Genomic DNA, 25,571 nt, shown 5'->3' on the forward strand with positions numbered 1-25,571 from the left:
CGCCGCCGCCATCAATGGCAGCGGGAATAATCCGCATCGTAATTCACATGACAGATCCGTTGACTGCCCGGAATATTTTGCGGATTTATAGGTAGTATTATTTTTTTGCGGCGGCTTCACGCTGCGCAACTTCAGCATCCAGCTCGGCGATTTTATCCGCCATGATCTGACGGCAATGTTCGGACAATTCACGCAAACGATCTTTGGTGTAACCGCTGGTGTCGATCGGTGGCAGAATTTCGACAATCACCAGCCCGTTAGACCAGCGGTTTAGCTTCACCTTATTGCTGGTGTTCGATACACAAATCGGCACTATGGGCACACCGGCCGCTATCGCCGCGTGGAATGCGCCGGTTTTGAACGGCATCAGACCGCGTCCACGGCTGCGGGTACCTTCCGGAAACATCCAGATCGACAGGTTCTTTTTCTTAATCTGACTCACGACCTGCGCAATGGTGCCGTGCGCTTTAGCGCGGTTATCACGGTCAATCAGCAGATTACCGGTAAGCCAGTACAACTGACCAAAGAACGGGATCCAGGCCAGGCTTTTTTTGCCCACGGTGACGGTGCCAGGCATGACGACCGATGATGCCGTCACCATATCGTAATTGTTTTGATGGTTGGCAATATAAATACAGTTGCCATTATTCACGGCATCTGCCGGAATACGTTTTTCAACACGCAGGCCTAATACCGGGGCGAGACGGCCAAACAACTTACCAAATGTCGCCACATGTTTCGGATTACGCGGGCTGAAAAGGCAGTAGATGCAACCAAAGACAGAGACCAGAATCGAGTAAACTACCACGATAATCAGACGCAAAATAAATAACATAACATCCTCTTAAAACTACAGCCGAAGCCGGTAAGAAACCTGTGCAGTTTCGCTCCCTGTGCGGTGAACTATTCTCAAGCCTCATTCAACACCGCACAACGGTTTTATTAATACAAATGTAAAATTTTTGCACTGCACGACAGTCTCAGGCCACTGAATCCTATCAAAAGATTTCAGGGCACCAATGTGCCCTGATTTTTGCCGGTCAGTGGCAGACTTATTCTTCGCTTCCACCGCCACTGGCGCGTACAGGGGAATCGATTTCAACACGATCGATACGTTGCAGCCCGCGCGGCAGAAGCGTGCCTTTACGACCACGTTCAGCACGGAATTTCTGCAGGTCTTCCGGACGGAGAACCAGCTTACGTTTACCGACATGCAGCGTGACCGAAGTTTGCGGTGGCAGAACCAGTAACCATGCCAGTTTATCTTCGCCACTGGCCGCCTGTGCAGCCGGTATTGAGACAATTTTGTTACCCTTGCCTTTCGACAACTGCGGCAGATCCGCTACCGGGAACAGCAACATCCGTCCTGCGGCCGTAATCGACAACAGCATATCCTCATCGCCATGAAGTTCCATTGGCGGGAAGGCTTTGGCGTTATCAGGCAAAGTGATCATCGCTTTGCCTGCACGGTTACGAGCCACTAAATCGTTGAAGGTACAAACGAAACCATAACCGGCATCCGATGCCATCAGCAGTTTCTGGTCGTCCGCCGCCATCAGTACATGCTCGATGGTTGCGCCCGGCGGTGGTGTCAGTTTGCCGGTCAGCGGTTCACCCTGTCCGCGTGCGGACGGCAGCGTGGTCGGATCAAGCGCATAACTGCGACCGGTGGAGTCCATAAACACCACGGGCTGATTACTTTTGCCTTTGGCCGCAGCGCGGAAACTGTCACCGGCTTTGTAACTCAGGCCGGAAGCATCAATGTCATGGCCTTTAGCGCTGCGTACCCAACCTGATTCTGACAACACAATGGTCACCGGCTCAGACGGAATAAAATCGTGCTCGCTCATCGCCCGCGCTTCTTCACGCTCAGTGATCGGTGAGCGGCGCTCATCACCAAAAGCTTCGGCATCCGCCTGTATCTCTTTGCGGATCAGCGTGCTCAGTTTCCGCTCAGACGCCAGTAATGCCTGCAATTGATCCCGCTCTTTCGCCAGTTCATCCTGTTCACCGCGGATTTTGGTTTCTTCGAGTTTCGCCAAATGGCGTAATTTCAACTCCAGAATAGCTTCAGCCTGCGTGTCTGACAGTTCAAAACGCTGCATCAGTACCGGTTTCGGCTCATCTTCAGTACGGATGATGTGGATCACCTCATCGATATTGAGAAACGCGATCAGCAAACCTTCCAGGATATGCAGACGTTTCAGCACTTTATCGAGACGGAAATTCAGACGACGACGAACGGTATCGCGGCGATAATCCAGCCATTCTTTCAGGATCTCAACCAGTCCTTTGACCTGCGGACGGTGATCAAGACCGATCATGTTCATGTTAATGCGGTAGCTGCGTTCCAGATCGGTGGTCGCAAACAGGTGATTCATCACCTGATCCAGATCGATACGGTTGGAGCGCGGCACGACCACCAGACGGGTCGGGTTTTCGTGATCGGATTCATCACGCAGATCTTCAACCATTGGCAGCTTTTTAGCACGCATCTGGCTGGCGATTTGCTCCAGCACTTTCGCGCCGGAAACCTGATGCGGTAACGCAGTGATCACGGCACTGCCATCTTCTTTGTGCCAGACCGCACGCATACGCACCGAGCCTTTACCCGATTCGTACATTTTGCGGATTTCATGACGCGGCGTGATGATCTCTGCTTCTGTCGGGAAATCAGGCCCCTGCACGAATTCCAGCAGGTCTTCGAGCGAGCTGTTCGGTTTCTCAAGCAATGCCACCGCAGCAGCGGCCACTTCGCGAATATTGTGCGGCGGAATATCGGTCGCCATCCCGACTGCAATGCCGGTGGTTCCGTTAAGCAGAATATTCGGCAGACGCGCAGGCAGCATTTTCGGCTCCTGCATCGTGCCGTCAAAGTTCGGCACATAATCGACTGTGCCCTGACCTAATTCACGCAGCAACACTTCGGCATATTTGGACAGACGCGATTCGGTATAACGCATCGCGGCGAAGGACTTCGGATCATCCGGCGCCCCCCAGTTCCCCTGGCCGTCAACCAGCGGATAGCGGTAAGAAAACGGCTGCGCCATCAGTACCATGGCTTCGTAGCAGGCACTGTCACCATGCGGATGATATTTACCCAGCACGTCACCAACGGTACGCGCGGATTTTTTGAATTTGGCGTTATTACTCAGGCCCAGCTCTGACATCGCGTAAATGATACGGCGCTGCACCGGCTTGAGCCCGTCACCGATAAACGGCAGCGCGCGGTCCATGATGACGTACATGGAATAGTTGAGATAGGCGTTCTCAGTAAACGTATGCAGGGCTAAACGCTCTGTTCCGTCATGAGTCATTTCGCTCATTGATGTTTAATCCTCAGACCCGTGGCGTTATCGTTTTGGAAATTAAGGAAGCTTGCATCCGCAGGCGCGTGATGTCCGCTGCCGCGAGGCAATGATGTCCGCGATAGTACATCATCTGCCGTATGACTGTCACAGTTGCTGTGTTTCTGCCTTATTTTTAAACAATTATTTCCTCACAAAATGGTTAAATTACCGCGTTGTCCCTTCGATTATTGCATTTGAGTCAATAGTATTGTGCGTAATCTCACATTTTTCTGTCATGCAGAGTTGAGTACACTACGTGATAACAGCCTGACCACCAGAATTGAAGAATTCCCGATAAGGAAAAACATGAGCAATATCCTGATTATCAATGCCGGTAAGACCTTTGCCCATTCCAAAGGCGCGTTGAACAATAGCCTGACCGATGTCGCGACCTCTTTTCTGCGCGATAAAGGTCATGAAGTGCGTGTGACCGTGCTGGAAGACGGTTATGACGTGCAGACTGAAATCGAAAGCTATCTGTGGGCTGACGCCATCATTTATCAGCAACCGGGCTGGTGGATGGGCATGCCATGGACGCTGAAAAAATACATCGATGAAGTGTTCACCGAAGGCCATGGCAAACTGTACGCCAGCGATGGCCGTACACGCTCCGATGCCTCGAAAAAATACGGTTCAGGCGGTCTGCTGCACGGTAAATGTTATATGTTGTCCGTAACCTGGAACGCACCTTTAGAGGCGTTCGAAGATAAAGAACAATTTTTCCATGGCGTCGGCGTTGACGGCGTGTACATGGCACAGCACAAAGCCAACCAGTTCATCGGCCTTGATACATTGCCGACTTTTATGTGTAACGATGTGATCAAACAGCCTGATGTAGAAGGTGATTTTGCGCGCTACCGTGCCCATCTTGAAAATGTTTTCGGCCAGGCTTAAGGTTGAGGGTCACCCGGGAAAGAGGTTTTTATGATCACTGTTATTGCTGAAATCAAAGTCAAACCAGGCCGTCGCGATTCGGTCATGGAAAAAATCACCGCCCTGCTGCCGAGCGTTCTGGCAGAGAAGGGCTGTCACCGTTATGAACCTTATGTTGATTTCAACGGCCAGATCCCCTGGCGTAAAACAGTACCTGACTCCATTTTCATGCTGGAAGACTGGGAAAGTCTGGCGCATCTCGAAGCGCATCAGCAGGCTGATCATATGGATAAGCACCGCGAAAATATTAAAGCAGACGTTCTGGATGTGGTGATCCATATTATTGAGAAAGCCTGAGTTTACTGCCTGATGAAAATCGCCGGAATGTAGCCCGGCAATTTTCATCGCATCGTTATAAGACACGTTATAGCGCGACGTAACCTAGCGATTTCGGCTAAGCCCCACCGTTGCATTATAAGCGGCCCACACTTCTTTACGATGAACGACAGTGCTCAATTGTAGCCGTCTGTTTTTCTTTATCAGGGTGTCCATGACAATGTCCTGCTCCCAAGGGGGAGAAACAGGCGTCTGCTCAAACCAGAAATAAACGTTATTTTTAAATTTTTGCCAGTTCCGGTAAATATGCCGTAATTCAGATCCCGTAATTGAACGGTTTTTTTCAGGTTTATTTTCATCCGGATTAATACCACGGTATGATTTATTCGCGACAGCAGTAATATCCAATTCATCCAGCACGAAATGAATATTTCGCCCTTTCGACACGGCCCATTCTACGATGGCCTTGCATTTCCTGCGTAAATTTTCATTATTTCGCTCACCGTTTAATGCTGAGCAATACTTTATGTGTGATGAAATGAAATGCTCAAGCGAGGCCTGTTCCGCAAGTCGGCAAGGCTGGTCATGCCTGAGGACTTTAAAAACATCTGCGGTGATTACCCCGTTTTGAAATCCCTTAACAGAGTACATATAACGCTTTCTTCCAAAATCTGTATGCAGACCGTAAATAAGATCGCCGGTTTTAGGTAATGGCATTGCTCCTCCTGAGCTTCACTTACGGGACTATTCAGCCCTCAACAATCAAAACCACATGGTAAAACGCCCGGCAGGAAGATGAATCATTCCTCTCCGGGCTTACAGAGACTTCTTACGATGAAGCTTAAACGTCCAGTTCGGCGGTATCGCCTTTTTCCTGTAACCAGTTACGGCGATCTTCAGACCGTTTCTTCGCCAGCAGCATATCCATCATGCGCAGCGTCTGATCGATATCCTCCTCATCGATGGTCAGTTGCACCAGACGACGGGTATTCGGATCGAGCGTGGTTTCACGCAGTTGCAGCGGGTTCATTTCACCCAGACCTTTAAACCGCTGTACATTCGGCTTACCTTTCTTACGTTTCAGTTGCTCCAGCACGCCTTCTTTTTCCTGCTCGTCCAGCGCATAGAACACTTCTTTACCCAGATCGATACGGTATAACGGCGGCATTGCCACATAAACATGGCCGCCACGCACCAGGGATCGGAAGTGACGGACAAACAGCGCGCACAGCAAGGTGGCAATGTGTAGACCGTCGGAGTCCGCATCCGCCAGGATACAGATTTTGCCGTAACGCAGCTGGCTCAGATCTTCGCTGTCCGGATCAATACCGATTGCCACAGAAATATCGTGCACTTCCTGCGAGGCCAGGACTTCATCGGATGAGACCTCCCAGGTATTGAGGATCTTACCTTTGAGCGGCATGATCGCCTGATATTCCCGATCGCGCGCCTGTTTGGCAGAACCGCCCGCTGAATCCCCTTCCACCAGGAAGAGTTCGGTCATGTTCAGATCCTGTGATGTACAGTCAGCCAGTTTGCCCGGCAGCGCAGGGCCGCTGGTCAGTTTCTTACGCACCACTTTTTTCGCTGCACGCAGACGACGCTGGGCACTGGAAATGCACAGTTCCGCCAGTTGTTCTGCGGCCTGAACGTTCTGGTTCAGCCACAGACTGAAGGCATCTTTCACCACGCCGGAAACAAAGGCCGCACACTGACGCGAGGACAGACGTTCTTTGGTCTGACCGGCGAACTGCGGATCCTGCATTTTTACTGACAGCACATAGGCGCAGCGTTCCCAGATATCTTCCGCAGATAGCTTCACGCCGCGCGGCAGAATATTGCGAAATTCGCAGAACTCGCGCATGGCCTCAAGCAGCCCCTGACGCAGACCGTTAACATGCGTACCGCCCTGCATGGTCGGGATCAGGTTGACGTAGCTTTCGGTCAGCAATTCGCCGCCTTCCGGCAGCCACAACAGTGCCCAGTCAACCGCTTCGGTATCACCGGCAAAATTCCCGACAAAGGCTTTTTCTGGCAGCGTAATCAGGCCATTGACTGCTTCCATCAGGTAATCGGTCAGACCGTCTTCATAACACCAGCGTTGTTCGGTGTTATTAACTTTGTCTTTAAACAGGATTTCTACGCCAGGACACAGTACGGCTTTGGCTTTCAGCAAGTGGCTGAGGCGGCTGACCGAAAAACGCGGACTGTCGAAGAAACTGCCATCAGGCCAGAAATGAACGCTGGTACCGGTGTTGCGCTTACCGCAGGTGCCGGTAACGTGCAGGTCCTGCACTTTATCGCCATTTTCAAATGCCATTTCATACACTTCGCCGCCGCGTTTTACCGCCACTTCAACGCGTTTGGATAAGGCGTTAACCACTGAAATCCCTACGCCATGCAGGCCGCCGGAAAACTGGTAATTTTTGTTGGAGAATTTACCGCCCGCGTGCAGACGGCAGAAGATCAGTTCGACCGCCGGAACACCTTCTTCGGCGTGGATATCCACCGGCATGCCGCGACCGTCATCAATGACTTCGAGAGACTGATCTTCGTGAAGGATGACTTCAATGCGTTTGGCGTGGCCTGCTAATGCTTCATCCACGCTGTTATCAATCACTTCCTGACCGAGATGATTTGGCCGGGTCGTATCGGTGTACATGCCCGGACGGCGGCGCACCGGTTCGAGTCCGCTGAGGACCTCTATGGAATCCGCGTTATAAGTTGATTGGCTCATCGTTGATTATTCGTGGCTCATAGGTTTGTGGGCTAACGATACAGTATGTGGGCGGGTGGAAGCACTGGCAGCAAGCAGAGGCTATAAATCCGGGGTAAAAGTCACCCTGACGATGTTAGTCTGCGGCCAGTTCCAGGAAATCTACAATCGGCGAAAAATAACGTTCAAAGCCGACAAATGCGTGATTCCCCCCGGGTTCGACCGTCTGGCGACAGGTGGTGTAGTACGCCACAGCCTGACGGTAATCGAGAATTTCATCGCCCGTTTGCTGCAGCAACCAGAGTAAATCCGGTGACTCCAGCGGTTCGACCTGCATGACTTTCAGATCATAAACGTGGCGTGACTCTAACACATATTGCTGGCCGGTGTAGGGGTTCTCGTTTTGTCCGAGGAAGTCGATCAGCAGCTCATACGGCTTCACCGCCGGGTTCACCACCACGGCCGGCACGGCAAAACATTGCGACAACCACGTGGCGTAATACCCCCCCAGCGAGGAGCCAACAATACCCAGTTTTTTACCCGCATTGCTAATGACCAGACTCTCAAGTTCTTCCGCGGCGTCAGCCGGATAAGGCGGTAATTGCGGGACAATCATATCGATATGGGGATGATTAACCGCCAGCCAGTTTTTTAATGACGTGGCTTTCGCTGAGTGCGGAGAACTGTTGAATCCGTGCAGGTAAAGTAAGGTGTTCATTCGTAGCCGTCCGACTCCGTGTCAGGATGAAACTCGCTGGTTTCCAGACGGAAGACTTCAGTCTCTACACGGCCGTCCGGATATAAATCAAGGTAACGCCAGCCCGGTGCAACCGTATCAATCGTGAAATTGGTGCAATGCGGTTTAAACTGTACGCAGGTTGACGGCGTCGCATAAAGACGGCGTCCGTACCAGTCAAGATCAAGCTCCTGATGAATATGTCCGCACAACAGCGTATTCACTTTCGGGTAATTCACCAGGGTATTCGCCAGCATATGCGCATTGCGCAGGCTGTGCTGATCAAGCCAGGTGCAGCCTGAAGGCAGCGGATGATGGTGTAACATCAACAAAGTAAAACGATCAGGGTACGCGTTCAGACAGCGTTCCATCCATTCCAGCTGATATTCGCTCAGCTCGCCGTGCGGCACACCGAATACCTGTGTATCCAGCAGAATAATTTGCCAATGTTCACCAAGCAGAACGTGTTTCGAAGGGTTGATCCCCGCATCCTGCAAGGCATTGACCATCGCAGGCTGGAAATCATGATTGCCCGGCAGCCAGACGCAGGGCGCGGTCAGCTCGCCGATACCGCGGGCAAACTGATGGTAGGCTTCCACCGACTGATCCTGTGCCAGGTCCCCTGTTGCCGCGATAATATCGACTTCACGCTGCTGCGCTTTGATGGCGTCCAGCACTGCGCGATAGCTGTTAAACGTATTCACGCCTAACAACGTTTCATCTTCACCGGCAAAAAGATGGGTATCAGTAATCTGTAGAATCCTGACTTTGGCCCCATTCACCAAAGGCAGTGTAAACAGGCTTTCCAAATCGTTTCCTTTGTTGTTGAAGTCTGTCTAACAAACCGGAATTGCCATCGCTCCGTGCGCAAGGCAATAACGCAGCCAATCCGCAAGGAACTGGTTAATTTGATGCTTTTCATCACGCTGATGCAACTTTTTATTCGGATAATCATAACGTGCTTTGAAGCGAAAGATCTGCTGACTCGCACACACTTCGGCCACCATCGCATCATGATACAGGCGAACGGTGAGCGAAGGCAGGCTCCAGTAACTCACGGCCGGCGCAGTCTGTTTGATTTCTATCAGGGATGTATAACGTGTTGATTCGAGGATCGTCAGGCAATACGTTGCGCTACTCACCTGATATGTCACCGTTTCACCAGGTTCATCGGTGCGTGGCATCAAACGGCGCAATTGTGCAAAATTTGTTTCACACAATCTCATCATTTCAGGGAAGTCAGGGGTATAGCGCTTAATCATTAGTTAGCCCACTCTTTTTTCAGGGATTCATGGTGCAGCTGCAGCCATTGCAGGGCAATCACTGACGCCGCATTGTCTATCGCTCCTTCTTCCACCCACCGGTAAGCCTGCTCACGGCTGACCACATGTACCCGGATGTCTTCATTTTCTGCTTCCAGACCGTGAATTCCTTCTGCCGTCGTGGCATCAACTTCACCGACCATAATGGAAAGACGCTCGCTGGTTCCGCCCGGACTTGCCAGGTAATTCACAGCCGGTTTGCAGCGTTTCACCACAATGTTCGCTTCCTCGAGTGCTTCGCGGCGGGCAACATCTTCCACTGTCTCGCCCTCTTCAATGATACCGGCGACCATCTCCAGAAGCCAAGGAGTATCACTGGAATCCAAAGCAGGGATGCGGATTTGTTCTATCAGCACCACTTCATCCCTTTTCGCATCATAAGGTAAGAGTACCGCAGCGTGGCCGCGCTCAAAAACTTCACGGACGACTTCTGCGCTCATTTCTCCATTAAACAGCCGATGGCGAAACCGATATGCAATAATAGAAAAAAAACCTTTATATCGTGTCTCGCGTGCAATAATTTCTACATCATCTTTGCCGAAAGTAACCGGTGACCGTTTAAATGAAGACATGGAATGTTTCCTTATCCCTCACAGAGGTAATTTATTGCCCTTTGAGGTCAGTTTGATGAAAATGCGTTAATAATAATCAAGGTTGTTTGTGATAGATTTAGGCTCATTCACTCGGGAAGGCACGTTAAGCCAACCGCCCCGCTAGCCTGACTCTGCTAGAATCCGCGTCTATGGGTTAATTTGACTGCGCCACCATACATAACAACATTGCTGCACAACAAGGAATGCAAATGAAGAAACTGCTCCCCCTTCTCATCGGACTCAGCCTGGGCGGCTTCAGTACGATAAGCCAGGCCGAAAACCTGATGCAGGTCTATCAGCAAGCCAGGACAAGTAACCCGGACCTGCGCAAATCTGCTGCTGACCGGGATGCTGCATTCGAAAAAATTAACGAAAGCCGCAGTCCTTTATTACCGCAACTCGGATTGGGTGCGGATTACAATTACACCAATGGGTACCGTGATGCGAATGGCGTTAACAGCGACGTTGGCAGTGCCAGCCTGCAATTAACGCAGACCATCTTTGATATGTCAAAATGGCGCGCCCTGACACTGCAGGAAAAAACTGCCGGTATTCAGGATGTGTCTTACCAGACGGATCAACAATCTCTGATCCTCAATACTGCAACGGCTTATTTCAACGTATTGAGTGCAATCGATTCGCTCTCGTATACCGAAGCACAGAAACAGGCTATTTACCGTCAGTTAGATCAAACCACTCAGCGCTTTAACGTGGGGCTGGTTGCGATTACCGACGTGCAGAACGCCCGTTCACAATACGACACCGTACTGGCTAACGAAGTGACTGCGCGTAATAACCTGGATAATGCGCTGGAGTCCCTGCGTCAGGTTACCGGTATGTATTACCCGCAACTGTCTTCGCTGAATGTTGATAACTTCAACACCACGCGCCCGCAACCGGTCGCCACGCTGTTGAAAGAAGCAGAAAGCCGTAACCTGAGCTTGCTGTCTGCCCGTCTGTCACAGGATCTGGCACGTGAGCAAATTCGTTATGCGGAAACCGGCCATATGCCTACGGTTGATCTGACTGCCTCAACCGGTATCAGCAATACCAAATATCACGGCGACAAAACGGGTGGTTCTTCCAGTTATCAGGACGCCGATGCTGGTCAGAACAAGATTGGGCTGAGCTTCTCCCTGCCATTGTACAGTGGCGGTTCAGTCACCTCTCAGGTGAAACAGGCACAGTACAGTTTTGTCGGGGCCAGCGAGCAGCTTGAAAGCGCGCACCGCAGCGTCGTGCAGACCGTTCGTTCTTCTTTCAATAACATCTCTGCCTCGATCAGTAGCATCAACGCGTATAAACAAGCCGTTGTTTCTGCTCAGAGTTCTTTAGATGCGATGGAAGCCGGTTATCAGGTCGGTACCCGTACTATTGTGGATGTTCTGGATGCCACCACCACGCTGTATAACGCCAAACAGCAACTTTCCAGTGCGCGTTATACGTACCTGATTAATCAGCTGAACATCAAATCAGCACTGGGTACACTGAACGAAAGCGATCTGCTGGCACTCAACGGTGCCCTGGGTAAACCCATCCCAACCGCACCGGATCAGGTGGCACCAGAAACACCTGATCAGGATGCTGCGGCAGACGGTTACGGCAAAAGCACCCCGGCAGCTGCGCCTCGTGCTCAGAAAGCCAGCGCAACAACAGCAACCGCAACACCGAAGAAAAGTGGCAATCCTTTCCAGAATTGATTCTGAAAAGCCCCCCGCATTTCCATCAAGGCAGCCTGAAAAGGCTGCTTTTTTTTGCCTGCGTCACGCCGCTCTGTAAAGTCTCGTAACAATTGCCTGTCGCTGCTTTAACAATCACCCGCTTTCCCCTATTCTTAGACCCTACTGGGAAAGGGCAAAAAAGCCCTAAACATGGGATAAGAACGATGAAACGGACACAACACGTTAACCTGGCTACCTTCCGTAAATCATGGCGTAGCTCTAGAATTACTCCTGTCGCCCTGGCGATAAGCGCAGTCTTTATGCTTGCCGGCTGCGAGAAAACCGACGAAACCGTTTCGCTGTATCAGAATGCGGATGACTGCTCGAAAGCCAACCCTTCCGGCAGTGCGCAATGTGTTGCAGCGTATGATGCAGCGAAAAAGGAAGCGGCAAAAACCGCACCTAAATATGCCAGCCGAGAAGACTGTATCGCTGAATTTGGCGAAGGCCAGTGTACTCAGGCTCCGGCACAGTCAGGCGTCGCCACGGCCGAAAACCAGAGCAGCGGCGGCAGCATGTGGATGCCGCTGATGGCAGGTTACATGATGGGCCGGATGATGAGCGGTGGCGGTTACGCGCAACAGCCATTGTTCAGCTCAAAAAACCCGGCCAGCCCGGCTAACGGTAAGTTCGTGGATGCGACCGGTAAAAACTACGGCCCCGCAACAGCGGGCGGTCGTACCATGAACGTTCCGAGAACAGCGATGGCGCCGAAACCTGCCGTGACCAACACCATCACCCGTGGCGGTTTTGGCGACAGTGTGGCAAAACAAACCTCAATGCAGCGCAGCTCCTCTGCGGCGCCACGCAGCCCTGGCCGCAGCATGGGTGGCTAAGAGATACCGATGAAACGTTTAGCCATTAATGAGCGCCCGGACTGGCGCGAAAAAGCCACGGAGTTTGGCTTCAACTTCCACACCATGTATGGCGAACCGTACTGGTGTGAAGATGCTTATTACCAGTTCACGCTGGCGCAGATTGAAGAGATCGAAGAGGCGACGGCGGACATTCATCAGATGTGCCTGAAGGTCGTTGAGCGCGTAGTGAATGACGACAAACTGATGGCGAAATTCCAGATCCCGAAACACGTCTGGGAATTTGTCCGCAGTTCATGGCGCACGCAACAGCCTTCCCTGTATTCACGTCTGGATCTGGCTTACGACGGCGTCAATCCGCCGAAGCTGCTGGAAAATAACGCCGATACGCCGACCTCTTTGTATGAAGCGGCCTTCTTCCAGTGGCTATGGCTTGAAGATCAAATTGCGGCAGGCAATTTGTCGCAGGATGCTGATCAGTACAACAGTCTGCAGGAAAAGCTGATCGAACGTTTTGCCGGGCTTAAAAACCAGCATGGTTTCTCGTTGCTGCACATCGCCTGCTGTCAGGACACCGAAGAAGATCGCGGCACCGTGCAATATTTGCAGGACTGCGCGCTGGAAGCGGAACTGGCCAGCGAATTCCTGTTTATCGAGGAAATCGGTCTGGGGGAACGCGGGCAATTCACCGACACGCAGGATCAGGTGATTTCTAACCTGTTTAAACTGTATCCGTGGGAATTCATGTTCCGCGAAGTCTTCGCGACCAAGCTGGAAGATGCCGGTGTACGCTGGCTGGAACCGGCCTGGAAAGCCATTGTGTCGAATAAAGCTTTGCTGCCGTTGTTATGGGAAATGTTCCCGGATCACCCGAATCTGTTACCGGCTTATTTTGCCGAAGATCAGCATCCGGAACTGGATCACTACGTGGTGAAGCCGCTGTTTTCCCGCGAAGGCGCGAACATTAAAGTCATCGAGAAAGGCCAGGAAGTCGCCCGTGTGGATGGCCCGTACGGTGCTGAAGGCATGATCGTGCAACAGTTCCATCCGCTGCCAGTGTTTGAAGGCAGTTACACCCTGATCGGCAGCTGGCTGGTCAATGATCAACCCTGCGGGATCGGCATCCGTGAAGATAAAGCGCTGATCACCCAGGATCTGTCACGTTTTTATCCGCACACGATTGTCGGATGAAAAACCAGAAAAGGATAATGAAGAAATTCATTATCCTTTTTATTTCGGGCTGACAGTGGTGCTATTAACCTAACTGCACCGAGAGCATCGAAAGCGATCCCATCACGATCCCGTCCGTTGGCTGCGTGATCGGCTCAATACCATTCCACGCGCCTAAAACATACAGCAATGGCAGATAGTGATCCGGAGACGGATTCGATAATGCGCCGCCTTCATGCTCCATAAACTGCACCAGAGGATGATCTTTCGCCTCACCCTTCCAGCGCAGATTGTCTTTCACATAAGTCTCAAAAGACGTCGCCCACGGATAAGCTTCAGTATCGCCGCCCCATTTCACCATCCGCAGGTTATGCACCACATTACCGCTGGCAACAATCATCACGCCTTCGTCACGCAGCGCCGCCAGCTTCTTACCCAGTTCATAGTGGTATTCCGGCGGCTGTGTACCATCAATACTCAGCTGGATCACCGGAATATCCGCGTCAGGATACATCTTGATCAGCACACCCCAGGTACCATGGTCGAAACCCCACTCGCGGGTATCTGAAATCACATTTACCGGGCTAAGTAATTCCTGAACCCGCTTTGCCAGCACCGGTGAACCGGGTGCCGGATAACGCTTATCAAACAGCGCCTGCGGGAAGCCGCCAAAATCATGAATCGTGCGCGGGTTTTCCATCGCCGTAACCGCAGTACCACGGGTGAACCAGTGAGCTGATACGGCCAGGATCGCCTTTGGCCGCGGTAATGTTTCACCCAGCGTATGCCAGGCACGGGTATAAATATTGTCTTCCAGCACGTTCATCGGACTGCCGTGGCCTAAGAAGAGTGCGGGCATACGTTGAGTCGTCATCATGAATTCCTTACCCAAAATAAAAGAGAGCGGGCCGGTGAGTGACCTGCCGCGTAATAACACTACGTTACTCTTTTTGATGGCCGGTGACAGCCGGGTAACCGTGAAGGAGATGTTCAATAAATTTGATGAGTCAAATCAAAAGAAAGCGGGAGGATGGTGTTCTTCAAAGCACAATTTTGGCAATAATTCACAATAAAAAGCAAAAAGGCCGCACAGGCGGCCTTTTCTGTTACGCATAACCCGTCGCTTAGCTTGCCTGACGGGTCTGCGCCTGGCGATAGGCCACCAGATCGGCGATGGTCACTACCGGCATATTATGCTGACGGGCAAACACCACCACTTCCGGCGCGTGCGCCATAGTGCCGTCATCATTAGTGAGTTCACACAGCACGCCGAAAGGCTTCAGACCCGCCAGCGTTGCCAGATCTACCGACGCTTCAGTGTGACCGCCACGGGTCAGCACCCCACCGGCCTGCGCACGCAGCGGGAAAATATGCCCCGGGCGATTCAGATCAGAAGGTTTCGCGCCGTCTTTGATTGCCGCACGGATAGTCGTAATACGGTCGGCCGCAGAAACGCCAGTAGTTACCCCTTCAGCCGCTTCAATAGTCACGGTAAATGGCGTCTGGAACGGGCTGGAGTTGTTCTCAACCATCATTGGCAAATCCAGCCGTTTACGGCTGTCTTCGTTCATGGTCAGGCACACGATGCCGCTGCCGTGACGAATGGTCAGCGCCATTTGCTCAACGGTCATATTTTCAGCGGCAAAAATTAAATCGCCTTCGTTTTCACGATCTTCGTCATCCAGTACCAATACACCTACGCCATTACGCATGGCGTCAATAGCACGCTCAACACGTTCAGCTGATGTACCGAATTCGGAAAGTAGGGTCTGATTCATGGTAAAAATAACCTCATGTTCTGTATGTGGATTACCAGAATCAGGGCGTCTTGAGGAGGCTAGCTGCAGCAGCCATCAGGCGTGCTACAGTTATAAAAAATAACGCAGCGGGCATGTTTGCCCGGCTTGAATCGTTACTCTCTCCCATCCGGACTTTAACCGTCGGCCCCGGAATTACACCGGATCTGCTGACCTCTAATCCCGAAGGATTGAGCGCTCGCGGGCTTCCACATGGAAGGGATTATAACGCTTCCGATATTCCGTGGTTTACCGCCGGTGGGGACTTTCACCCCGCCCTGAGAATAAGCAAAACAACTATAGCGCCAATAAATCAACAGGGCAATCCTGCGGTTTGGCCAATTAGTGCCCCTGAAGGTTTATAGAAACGGCCTCAGCGATTACACTATGGAAAAGCACCTCCTTCTAGAAAAGGAAATAACATGATTGACCCGAAAAAAATTGAACAAATTGCCCGCCAGGTTCACGAATCAATGCCTAAAGGGATCCGTGAGTTTGGTGAGGATGCCGAGAAGAAAATCCGTCAGGTATTGCAGGCGCAGTTCAGCCGCATGGATTTAGTCAATCGCGAAGAGTTTGACGTTCAGACCCAGGTTTTACTGCGTACGCGTGAAAAACTGGCCGCGCTGGAACAACGCCTGTCCGTGCTGGAAGGCAAACAGGCAGAAGCGGAAAAACCGCAAGATCCGGCCTGATTATTACGAGTTGTGTAAACAGAAAGGGCCTGCCTGGCAGGCTCTTTCATTATGTAAAATCGGGTTTATTGTATGCGGAATACTGTTTTAGCACGGGGTAATAACAGCCACAATCCTGCAAACACCACGACCGCGTACAGTGCTTTCCAGCCGACCATAGCCAGCAATCCGCAGCACAATACAGCACCCAGCATCGCCATCCATTTTGAGCGCCCTTTCAGAATCCGGGTACCCGACAGCATGCATAACAGATAAATCAGGATGAAAATCCCGTTAGCGTAAGTGATCAGCGCGCCCAGCGGTAGATGCAACCAGTAAATCAGTAATGTAAACAACACGCAGCAACCCACCACCAGATTCAGCGCGGCAACCGGCACCTGCTGAGCGGAAAGCTGTGCCAGTGCACTTTGCGGTTTAACCTGCGCCTGCGACCATACCAGCCGGGAAAAACTCTGGGTATAAATATTCACGCTGGCAAAACATGCCAGGTAGCCAATGATGCAGGCGATCCACAGTGCTTTTTGCCCGAATAATTGTACGACAATACCCGGTAACGAGGCCCCGGCTTCCCGCCCTTCTCCCCAGGCATGAAATTTCAGCACCGCCACCGTACATCCCCAGTAAACCGCGCCCGCCAGCAGCATGCCGATCAATAATGCGCGCGGGAAGTCCCGTTGCGGATGACGAAATTCGGTCGCCAGATGCGCAAAAGCCTCCAGCCCGACGAAACACCAGAACATCACCGCCAGCGCATCAAACAGATTTGATGGAGAAATGTCATGCACCGCAGGCAGCGGGATTTCAGACAGAGTAATATTCCCTTTCCACCAGATCGCCGCCACCAGTGCGATCACCAGCAATGCGATTACCGTCTGGATATTGGCACTTGATCCGGCACTGCGTGTGCCGAGGAACCAGATGAAAAAAAGCGTACCAAGCTGCACCAGCAACAGATTTGTGCTGCTCCAGCCAAAGGCTGCCTGCCAGAAACCGGCAGCAATATGCAGCGCGGCGGGCAACCCGACCGGGATAACTGACAGGAATAACCAACCGGTAACCCGTGCCATATGTGGTCCGAAAGCTTTGCCGACAAAATGCGCCGCGCCGCCCGCGCTGGGGAAATGCCGGCCAAGCGCGGCAAATCCGATGGCTATCGGAAACACTAACAGGATGAGCACCGGCCATGCCCACAGGCTGTCATTTTGCGCCAGCTCTGCCGCCAGTGCAGGCACCGCAAAAACCCCGGTTCCGAGTAATGAGGTCGAAAGCAGCCCGACGCCCTGCGCCAGGCTCAGTTCCTGTTTTAATCCGCTCACAACAGAGTCACTTCCGTTTCATCGTTGATAGAAAAATCAAAAAGAAAAGGGCTTATCAGATAAGCCCTTCGTTGCAAATAACCTGATCCAGACAGAGGAAATCAGTCCTGCGATTTAATTTGATTGATGATTTTGGTGGTAGAAAGACCATCTTCAAAATTCAGTACGCGCACTTCGCCGCCGTTCGCCCAGACCTCCTGACTCCCGGCAATTTGCTCAGGCTTGTAGTCGCCACCTTTGACCAGCAGATCTGGCAAGATCCCGGCGATCAAACGCTGCGGAGTGTCTTCTTCGAAAGACACCACCCAGTCGACAGCGCCCAGCGCGCCCAGCACGATCATACGGTTTTGCAGCGCATTCACCGGACGGGTTTCGCCTTTCAGGCGTTTGGTCGAAGCATCACTGTTCACCGCGACGATCAGACGGTCACCCAGTTTGCGGGCGTTCGCCAGATAAGAAACGTGTCCGGCATGCAGAATGTCGAAGATGCCATTGGTCATCACGACTTTCTCACCGCGCTGACGCGCCATCGCCACGGCAGCTTTTAGTTGTTCTTCGTTCATTATGCCAAAACCAACGTCTGAACGTCCGCCGATAGCATTTTCCAGTTCAACCGGAGAAACGGTTGAGGTACCGAGTTTACCCACGACCACACCGGCGGCGGCGTTCGCCAGGAAGCAGGATTCTTCCAGCGTATTGCCTGCGGCCAGTGCAGCAGCGAGCGTGCCGATCACCGTGTCACCGGCACCGGTCACGTCATACACTTCCTGCGCCTGCGTTGGCATGTGGAATGGCGCTTTGCCGGGCTGCAATAAGGTCATCCCGTGCTCAGAGCGGGTGACCAGCAGCGCGGAAAGTTCGAAATCAGCGATCAGCTGCATACCACGGGTAACAATTTCACCTTCGTTTTTGCAATGACCGACAACAGCTTCGAATTCGGATAAATTTGGCGTCAGTAACGTTGCTCCACGGTAACGTTCGAAATCCGATCCTTTAGGATCAACCAGCACTGGCACACCCGCTTTTCTCGCCAGTTGGATCATTTTCTGCACTTCAGTCAGGGCACCTTTGGCGTAGTCTGACAGCACCAGTGCGCCACTTTGCGGTAAAGCCTGTTCTATTTTGGTCAGCATCGGCTCGAGATCAACGCCTTCAAAACCTTCCTCAAAGTCGAGGCGGATCAGTTGCTGGTTACGGGACAAAATTCGCAGTTTGGTGATGGTAGGATGTGTGGATAGTGCGACGAAATCGCAGTTAACTTTCACTTCTGCCAGACGCTCACTGAGGGCACGTGCAGCGTCGTCTACGCCGGTCAGGCCGATCAGACAGGAAGAGGCGCCCAGAGATGAAATGTTCATCGCCACGTTAGCTGCACCGCCAGGCCGCTCTTCAATGGTACTGACCTTCACCACCGGCACCGGAGCTTCCGGAGAAATACGATTGGTCGGGCCATACCAGTAACGGTCTAACATTACGTCACCGACAACCAGCACACCTGCGCGGTGAAAATCAGGCAAAGTCACTTTCATCCCAAGACTCCAAAACAGATAAATCAAATCGGGTAAATACAATGCGCCGGATAATATCACAAGCGCCTGTTAGCCGAATAAAAACCCTCAGCCGAGCCACTTTGCCCAGCTGGCACGGATCTGCGCGCGCTCAGTAGCAAAGCTGTCCGCGGCCACTTTCCCGCTGTGTTCCTGCAACGCCAGATGATGAATTTCATCGCGCAGCGTCACATAAGCCTGCGTCAGATGGCGCGCTTCCTCTTCCGGCATGATGTCATATCGTGCCATCAGTTCAAAAATCCGCACGTTATCAGACCAGCGCGTCAGCTTCGGCTCATCATGCGCGAAACGCAGAACCAGGTATTGTGCAATGAATTCAATATCCGTGATGCCACCCGGATCGGCTTTCAGATCAAACTCGTGGGCTTTTTTACTCCCCAGATGGGCATACATTTTCTCGCGCATTTCACGGACCTCCTTACGCAGGCCATCGCCATCGCGCTGGCGGCAAAGAATGTCGCGACGCGTGGCGTTAAATTGCTGTGTCAGTTGCGGATCCCCGTAAACCACGCGCGCGCGAACCAGCGCCTGATGCTCCCACGTCCAGGCTTCATTGGCCTGATAATCTGCAAACGCTTCAATGGTACTGACCAGCATGCCGGATGCGCCGGAAGGTCGCAGACGCGGATCAACCTCGTAAAGAATGCCTGACGATGTCCGGGTGCTGAATAAGTGCATAATGCGCTGCGCCAGCCGAAGATAAAACTGACGTCCGTCGATGCTGCGTTCGCCGTCCGTCATCACCTCCGGCGCGCAATCGAGCAGGAAGACCAGATCCAGATCTGAGCTATAACCCAGCTCCCAGCCACCGAGTTTCCCGTAACCGACCACGGCAAAACCGCGCCCCTCACGGTGCTGAAGATGCGCGGGCTGCCCGTATTTTACGACCATTTGTTCCCACGCATGCTGCACCACGACATCGAGAATGGCCTCCGCAAGGTAGGTTAAATGGTCACTGACTTTCATCACCGGCAATGCCCCGGAAATATCCCCGGCTGCGATACGCAAATGCTGGGCCTGTTTGAACTGGCGCACGGCTTCAAGCTGCTGTTCTTCGTCTTCTGTTGGCACCCGCATCAGATACTGACGCAGTTCGTCGCGGTAAGCGCCCGGCTCAATCGGCTGGTAAAGCGTGCGCGGGTCGAGCAGTTCATCGAGCAATAAAGGATGACGTGCAAGTTGTGTCGCGACCATCGGCGAGGCGGCACACAGACGGATTAACTGTTTGAGCGCACCGGGATACTCCACCAGCAACTCGATATATGTCGTGCGCGTGACGATATTAAGCAGTAACTGCATCAGCCGCTGTAACGTGACATCGGCATTTTTATAGGTACAGACCTGCGCCAGTAAACGCGGCATCAGCAAATCCAGTTGATCACGCCCGCGTGGCCCGATCGTACGTTTATCCACGTCACGGCGAAAATCAGCAATCTGATGCAAAACATGCCGTTGCGCGTTTTCGTCAAGTTGCGGTACCAGCGGAGCCAGCTCGTCAGGCTCCAGTGCATCAATCCATAAGCTGCTGAAATGGGCAAGTTGCACATCGTCTTCGGCATCTGGCGTATCATCGCCTATCAGCTCATTAAACACCGAGCGCACAGCCTGCATGTGAGCATTCACGGCATCCAGAAGCTGTGGCCAGCCGGCGTAATCCATCCCCCACGCCAGACGCGCCTGATTCAGTTCATCCGACGGCAAGGTCTGAGTTTGCTCGTCCGCTATCGCCTGCAATAAGTTTTCCAGGCGGCGCAGAAACAGATAACTGTTACGCAACTGCAACACCTGTTCTACCGGCAGCAGGCCCAGATTTTCCAGCGCCTGGAGCGTGGGCAGCAACGCACGTTGCTGCAATGCCGGTTCACGTCCGCCACGGATCAGCTGGAATACCTGCACAATAAATTCAATCTCACGGATACCGCCCGCACCGAGTTTAATGTTGTCTTTCAGACCACGGCGGCGTACTTCGCGGGCGATCATGCCTTTCATGTTGCGCAGGGACTGGATCACACTGAAATCGATATAGCGGCGGAAAACAAAAGGCATCAGCATTTTTCGCAGTTCCTGACTGCTGATATCCTCCGCACCGCCCATCAGACGCGCTTTCACCATCGCGTAGCGCTCCCAGTCGCGCCCCTGCTCCTGGTAATAATCTTCCAGTGCGGGAAAGCTCATCACCAGCGGGCCGCTGTCGCCGAACGGGCGCAAACGCATATCCACGCGATAGACAAAACCATCGATAGTCGGCTGATCCAGTGCCTTGATCAGACGCTGACCAAGGCGGGTGAAAAACTGCGCGTTATCCAGCTCACGGCGTCCGCCGCGGGTCTGGCCATTTTCCGGATAAGCAAAAATCAGGTCGATATCCGAAGAGAAATTAAGTTCACCTCCGCCCAGTTTCCCCATCCCGAGGATCAGCATACGTTGCGCTTCTCCTGCCGCATTGACCGGCGTACCGAACTCACGGCAACAGGCTTCATATAGCCAGTCACGGGCACTGACAATCAGTAACTCTGCCAGTTCGCTCAGTTGGTGAAGCGTATCTTTCGCTTCACTGGTTTGTGCTGACTGCGACCATGCAATGCGGGTCAGAATACGCCGGCGAAACAGACGCAGCGCTTTCATTAAGCCGGCTTCATCGGTCACCTGTGTCAGCGATCCCTCCAGCCACTGGCGGTAAAGTTGCCACTCCTGTGCCTGGGGGGGATTTTGGTCAATTTCATGCCACCACTGCGGAAACGCCAGCAAACTGTCCGTCACGAATTCACTGCTGCTCAGAATGGCCAGTTGTTGATCATCGGGAAGGGGCAGGTTGTCAGGATGTTCACGCCAGCGTTCAAGCAAACTCTGCGCATGGCTTTGCAAAACAGAAGAAAGTGGCAACATGAAATCAGATTCCTTGCAAAAAAAAGCCCGGGCGGTTTGCCCAGGCTAGTCAGTCAGTTAACGAGGTTGTCCGTTTAACCAGAAAGCATCCATCATCACCGCGTGAGAACGGGCCGAATCCTCCCAGGCGTGTTGCTGCTGAACGATGGCCTGTTGCAGATCCACCCAGCCGGCAATATACGCATCGACGTCTTTTTCAGGGTAAGCACCGGCAAGCAAATGGAAGGTAATAATCTGACGTTTCAGGCGCGCCAGCTGATCGCGATAACCCTCTTCCGTCAGTGGCTGCGCAAAGGCTTCTTTCAGATCCGCTGCGGTACGACCGAGCATGATGTCAGCAAAACGTTTGAAGGAAGCGTCCAGTTTCTTCGCAGATTTATCATCAATAAACGGCGTCCAGCCTGAGGTTGCCAGCCAGGAAGTAAGCACTAACTTGCACTTCAGACAGGCAGTGCCATAACAAATTTCCTGCGCATCCGCCGATTTCTGTTCCAGTACCGGCACCAGATCAGTCAGCAATGTGCGCAGTTCTGCGGACGCTTTACGCGGCACCAGCCCGCCGAACAGTACCAGAATCTGACGCACGGTTTCCACCGCCTGCAATACGCTCAGACGTGCAGTTTTGTCGCCGCGAACCCACAGTTCTTCATGATATTGCCAGTGATCCAGCGCCAGTTCGAACATCGCAGACATAGCCTGTTCAACCGTGGCTTTCGGCTTCGCTTTAAACACCGGCAGCGGTTTAATGTCGCGCGCAGGATTGCCCTTCGCGAGGTGATAACCACGAGCCGCCTTGCTGAAACCGCCCTGACGTAAGCCGCCATGAGCACCGATTTCTGCCGCCAGTGCCAGTAAATCGGCGGTGTTACCCTTTTTCAGCTCAAGTTCGATTTCAGCCAGCGGTTCGGTGAGTTCGCCGGCGACCACCTCACCCTGATCTAACCCAAGTTCTATCTCGCTTTCGCCGTAAGTAATTACCCACTTCTCGCGAGTAAAATCCGTGCGGAACAGCGGAGCGAGTTCTTTCTGTAAAGCAGCGGGCTTGCAGCCTTCCGGCCAGATATCTTTTGGGAACGCGCTGAGTTTCAACACCGGCTTTTTCAGCTCAACGTTGTATTCCGGGCGCTGATGTAACCCACCCACCACTTTGCCACCGGTTTTGATGGTCATTTCATACTGATCGTCAAAACCACGTATGCGCAGACCCATGTCATGCGAACGTAAATAGTTTTCCGCAGTCTCAAAATAGATGTTGGTCAGTTTTGAAGGCGCGGTGTGCTCACTGTTAAAACCAGCGAGTTGCGAAGGTAATTCGGCGATTGCGGCCGGGGTGGCGATAAATTTTAATTCTATTTCTACGGTCATATGAGTCTTCACACCGATGCTTTGCTGCCAAAAGGGATTAACGCGTCGCTGCAATTCTATCATAAGCACAGCGCGCAAGCCGCATGTTGCGGGATTGTAAGATAGTTCTCATTCCGGTTTATACGTTGCGTCGTCACACTGTTGCCCTTACTATCGGTCTCCAACTTTTAGTACCTGTATGAGTGCAATGGCCGGACAGTGGCGGTTGCCAGAAGACGTATCCCGATAAAACGGATCCACACTTCACGTTCCCTAAATTCACAAAGAAACGATGAAATAATGCAGAAATTACGCCTAATTGGTTTCGCTTTGCTTGGTTTAAGCATGACATGGGGCGCTCACGCTGATGAGAAGCGCTATATCTCCGACGATTTGATCACCTATATCCACAGCGGTCCGGGTAATCAGTATCGTATCGTAGGCACTCTGAATGCCGGTGAAGAAGTCACCCTGCGCAGTGTCAACGAGAGCACAAAATACGGTGAGATCGTTGATTCAAAAGGCAAAACAGCCTGGATCCCACTTGATCAGTTAAGCAATGTGCCGAGCCTGCGTACCCGCGTTCCGGATCTGGAACAACAGGTGAAAACGCTGACCGACAAGCTGAACAACATTGATTCCAGCTGGAATCAGCGCACGGCCCAAATGCAGTCCAAAGTCTCGTCGAGTGACGGTATTATTGATGGTCTGAAGAAAGAAAATCAGGATCTGAAAAATCAGCTGATCGTTGCCAAAAAGAAAGTTGATGCCGTGAATGTCCAGCTCGATGACAAACAAAGAACCATTATTTTACAATGGTTTATGTATGGCGGTGGTGTCGCAGGTGTCGGTCTGGTGCTGGGGCTGGTATTGCCACATCTGGTTCCGCGTCGCAGGAAAAAAGATCGCTGGATGAGCTGAAGGCTCCCACGCAAGACTCGTGATCTCTTCTCATTGCTCAGGCACTCCGGTGCCTTTTCGTGTTTGTTTTTGTCAGGAAATCATCAGCCCGGGAAATCAACAACACAACTTTGCTATGATAAAGGCAGGGTTCCTTTTCTGTTTTCAGCGACATGATGCGTTGGAATAAGCTAATTTCAGGAGTTATCGCGTGGAGATTTACCTGGTCGGCGGCGCAGTCCGAGACAGTTTATTAAACCTGCCTGTGTCTGAACACGATTGGGTCGTGGTAGGCGCCACGCCTGAATACATGCTCGAAAAGGGTTATCAGCAGGTCGGTAAAGATTTCCCGGTTTTCCTGCATCCGGTGACTCATGATGAATATGCGCTGGCCCGTACTGAGCGAAAATCGGGCTCCGGTTATAACGGTTTCACCTGTTACGCCGCCCCCGATGTGACGCTGGAACAAGATTTAATGCGTCGGGATCTGACCATCAATGCCATCGCCAAAAGCAAAGACGGCGAACTTTTCGATCCATACCACGGCCAGCGTGATATAGAACAACGTCTGCTGCGCCACGTTTCCGATGCTTTCGGCGAGGATCCGCTGCGTGTTCTGCGAGTTGCCCGCTTTGCAGCACGCTTCGCGCATTTAGGTTTCACGGTCGCCCCGGAAACGCAGGCTCTGATGCAACAGATGGCGGAAAGCGGCGAGCTGGAAGCCCTGATATCTGAACGTGTATGGAAAGAAACAGAAAAAGCATTACAAACGCAGGACCCGCAGGTCTTTTTCCAGGTGCTGCGTGACTGTGGTGCCCTGCAAGTTCTGTTCCCTGAAATTGATGCATTATTTGGCGTGCCTGCGCCGGAGAAATGGCACCCGGAAATTGATACCGGCATCCATACGCTGATGACACTGAAAATCGCCAGTACCCTGACACCTGACGTTGATGTGCGTTTTTCAGCACTTTGCCATGATTTGGGTAAGGCCCTGACGCCGCCGCAATTCTGGCCTGCTCATCACGGACATGGCCCGGCAGGCGTAAAACTGGTGGAAAAACTCTGCCAGCGGCTGAAAGTGCCGACACACATTCGTGATTTAGCGAAACTGGTCGCGGAGTTTCATGATTTGATTCATACCGTGAATAAACTGCGTCCGGAAACCCTGTTAAAACTGTTCGATACCATTGATGTCTGGCGCAAACCTCAGCGGCTTGAGCAGATGATTATGACCAGTGAAGCCGACGCACGCGGACGGACGACCTTTGAAAATAATCCGTATCCGCAAGGCGATTACCTGCGAGAAGCCTTTAACGTTGCCCGCAGCGTGACAAATAAAGATGTGCTGGATGCCGGTTTCCAGGGTATGGCTATCCGCGATGAACTGAAGAAACGCCGTACTCAGGCGCTGGCCGACTGGAAACAAACCCAGGA

General features: G+C 52.4%; 22 protein-coding genes and 1 riboswitch. Of the genes, 8 read left to right on the top strand and 14 right to left on the bottom strand.

Annotated features, from left to right (window positions below):
* Positions 1-97: 97 nt before the first annotated feature.
* A complete protein-coding gene (locus J1785_RS26175) occupies positions 98-835 on the bottom strand; it encodes a 1-acylglycerol-3-phosphate O-acyltransferase (protein ID WP_129954525.1) in 738 nt (245 codons plus the stop codon).
* A 217-nt stretch (positions 836-1,052) separates the two neighbouring features.
* On the bottom strand, positions 1,053-3,326 hold the full coding sequence (gene parC / locus J1785_RS26180; protein ID WP_217221043.1) for a DNA topoisomerase IV subunit A: 2,274 nt from the start codon (positions 3,324-3,326) through the stop codon (positions 1,053-1,055).
* Positions 3,327-3,656: 330 nt separating this feature from the next.
* On the opposite strand from parC, the gene J1785_RS26185 reads away from it, so the two are divergent.
* Both J1785_RS26185 and J1785_RS26190 read left to right on the top strand, forming a co-directional pair.
* A complete protein-coding gene (locus J1785_RS26185) occupies positions 3,657-4,244 on the top strand; it encodes an NAD(P)H-dependent oxidoreductase (protein ID WP_129954522.1) in 588 nt (195 codons plus the stop codon).
* Between the two features lie 30 nt (positions 4,245-4,274).
* Positions 4,275-4,580 (top strand): putative quinol monooxygenase, encoded by a 306-nt coding sequence (locus J1785_RS26190; protein WP_129954520.1) that lies wholly within the window; start codon positions 4,275-4,277, stop codon positions 4,578-4,580.
* An 84-nt stretch (positions 4,581-4,664) separates the two neighbouring features.
* On the opposite strand, the gene J1785_RS26195 is transcribed toward J1785_RS26190, so the two are convergent.
* From J1785_RS26195 to nudF, 6 genes are all read right to left on the bottom strand, one after another.
* Positions 4,665-5,276 carry a hypothetical protein gene (locus J1785_RS26195; RefSeq protein ID WP_129954518.1) on the bottom strand — a complete coding sequence of 204 codons (612 nt, stop codon included), beginning with the start codon at positions 5,274-5,276 and terminating at the stop codon, positions 4,665-4,667.
* A gap of 124 nt (positions 5,277-5,400) precedes the next feature.
* Positions 5,401-7,296 (bottom strand): DNA topoisomerase IV subunit B, encoded by a 1,896-nt coding sequence (parE, locus tag J1785_RS26200; protein WP_129954516.1) that lies wholly within the window; start codon positions 7,294-7,296, stop codon positions 5,401-5,403.
* Between the two features lie 115 nt (positions 7,297-7,411).
* A complete protein-coding gene (gene yqiA / locus J1785_RS26205) occupies positions 7,412-7,993 on the bottom strand; it encodes an esterase YqiA (protein WP_129991606.1) in 582 nt (193 codons plus the stop codon).
* Positions 7,990-8,820: a 3',5'-cyclic-AMP phosphodiesterase gene (gene cpdA, locus J1785_RS26210; RefSeq protein WP_129954512.1), complete on the bottom strand. Its 831-nt coding sequence runs from the start codon at positions 8,818-8,820 to the stop codon at positions 7,990-7,992. The genes yqiA and cpdA overlap by 4 nt, the downstream gene beginning before the upstream one ends.
* Positions 8,821-8,847: 27 nt before the next feature.
* Positions 8,848-9,273, bottom strand: a complete 426-nt coding sequence (locus J1785_RS26215) for a DUF1249 family protein (RefSeq protein ID WP_015695861.1) — start codon at positions 9,271-9,273, stop codon at positions 8,848-8,850.
* The gene (gene nudF / locus J1785_RS26220; protein WP_129954510.1) at positions 9,273-9,905 is read right to left on the bottom strand and encodes an ADP-ribose diphosphatase; all 633 of its coding nucleotides are present in this window, start codon (positions 9,903-9,905) and stop codon (positions 9,273-9,275) included. The genes J1785_RS26215 and nudF overlap by 1 nt, the downstream gene beginning before the upstream one ends.
* Positions 9,906-10,129: 224 nt before the next feature.
* Here nudF and tolC point away from each other — a divergent pair, with 224 nt between their 5' ends.
* The 3 genes from tolC to J1785_RS26235 all read left to right on the top strand — a co-directional run bounded on the left by tolC (position 10,130) and on the right by J1785_RS26235 (position 13,653).
* Complete coding sequence (gene tolC / locus J1785_RS26225; protein ID WP_269154566.1) at positions 10,130-11,626, top strand: outer membrane channel protein TolC; 1,497 nt, start codon at positions 10,130-10,132, stop codon at positions 11,624-11,626.
* Between the two features lie 185 nt (positions 11,627-11,811).
* Complete coding sequence (locus tag J1785_RS26230) at positions 11,812-12,483, top strand: DUF1190 family protein (protein WP_129954505.1); 672 nt, start codon at positions 11,812-11,814, stop codon at positions 12,481-12,483.
* Between the two features lie 9 nt (positions 12,484-12,492).
* Positions 12,493-13,653, top strand: a complete 1,161-nt coding sequence (locus J1785_RS26235) for a glutathionylspermidine synthase family protein (RefSeq protein WP_129991607.1) — start codon at positions 12,493-12,495, stop codon at positions 13,651-13,653.
* A gap of 64 nt (positions 13,654-13,717) precedes the next feature.
* Here J1785_RS26235 and ygiD read toward each other — a convergent pair whose 3' ends face one another.
* Complete coding sequence (gene ygiD, locus J1785_RS26240) at positions 13,718-14,506, bottom strand: 4,5-DOPA-extradiol-dioxygenase (protein ID WP_217221049.1); 789 nt, start codon at positions 14,504-14,506, stop codon at positions 13,718-13,720.
* A 250-nt stretch (positions 14,507-14,756) separates the two neighbouring features.
* Entirely contained in the window at positions 14,757-15,410 is a 654-nt protein-coding gene (gene ribB, locus J1785_RS26245; RefSeq protein ID WP_129991608.1) for a 3,4-dihydroxy-2-butanone-4-phosphate synthase, read from the bottom strand.
* Between the two features lie 132 nt (positions 15,411-15,542).
* Positions 15,543-15,718: riboswitch (FMN riboswitch) on the bottom strand.
* Between the two features lie 132 nt (positions 15,719-15,850).
* Here ribB and ubiK point away from each other — a divergent pair.
* The gene (gene ubiK, locus J1785_RS26250; protein WP_129954499.1) at positions 15,851-16,123 is read left to right on the top strand and encodes a ubiquinone biosynthesis accessory factor UbiK; all 273 of its coding nucleotides are present in this window, start codon (positions 15,851-15,853) and stop codon (positions 16,121-16,123) included.
* Positions 16,124-16,188: 65 nt separating this feature from the next.
* Here ubiK and yjeH read toward each other — a convergent pair whose 3' ends face one another.
* The 4 genes from yjeH to J1785_RS26270 form a co-directional block, all read right to left on the bottom strand.
* Positions 16,189-17,439, bottom strand: a complete 1,251-nt coding sequence (yjeH, locus tag J1785_RS26255; RefSeq protein ID WP_217221044.1) for an L-methionine/branched-chain amino acid transporter — start codon at positions 17,437-17,439, stop codon at positions 16,189-16,191.
* A 101-nt stretch (positions 17,440-17,540) separates the two neighbouring features.
* On the bottom strand, positions 17,541-18,968 hold the full coding sequence (hldE, locus tag J1785_RS26260; protein ID WP_129954495.1) for a bifunctional D-glycero-beta-D-manno-heptose-7-phosphate kinase/D-glycero-beta-D-manno-heptose 1-phosphate adenylyltransferase HldE: 1,428 nt from the start codon (positions 18,966-18,968) through the stop codon (positions 17,541-17,543).
* A gap of 87 nt (positions 18,969-19,055) precedes the next feature.
* Positions 19,056-21,893: a bifunctional [glutamate--ammonia ligase]-adenylyl-L-tyrosine phosphorylase/[glutamate--ammonia-ligase] adenylyltransferase gene (glnE, locus tag J1785_RS26265; RefSeq protein WP_217221045.1), complete on the bottom strand. Its 2,838-nt coding sequence runs from the start codon at positions 21,891-21,893 to the stop codon at positions 19,056-19,058.
* A gap of 57 nt (positions 21,894-21,950) precedes the next feature.
* Complete coding sequence (locus J1785_RS26270) at positions 21,951-23,258, bottom strand: CYTH domain-containing protein (protein ID WP_129991611.1); 1,308 nt, start codon at positions 23,256-23,258, stop codon at positions 21,951-21,953.
* A 279-nt stretch (positions 23,259-23,537) separates the two neighbouring features.
* Between J1785_RS26270 and J1785_RS26275 the strand changes: the two genes are divergently transcribed.
* Complete coding sequence (locus J1785_RS26275) at positions 23,538-24,158, top strand: TIGR04211 family SH3 domain-containing protein (RefSeq protein WP_129954489.1); 621 nt, start codon at positions 23,538-23,540, stop codon at positions 24,156-24,158.
* A gap of 190 nt (positions 24,159-24,348) precedes the next feature.
* Positions 24,349-25,571: multifunctional CCA addition/repair protein (locus J1785_RS26280; RefSeq protein WP_217221046.1), on the top strand; the 1,223-nt coding region annotated here is incomplete at its 3' end.

The organism is Rahnella perminowiae (assembly GCF_019049755.1).
GTDB classification, from domain to species: domain Bacteria; phylum Pseudomonadota; class Gammaproteobacteria; order Enterobacterales; family Enterobacteriaceae; genus Rahnella; species Rahnella perminowiae.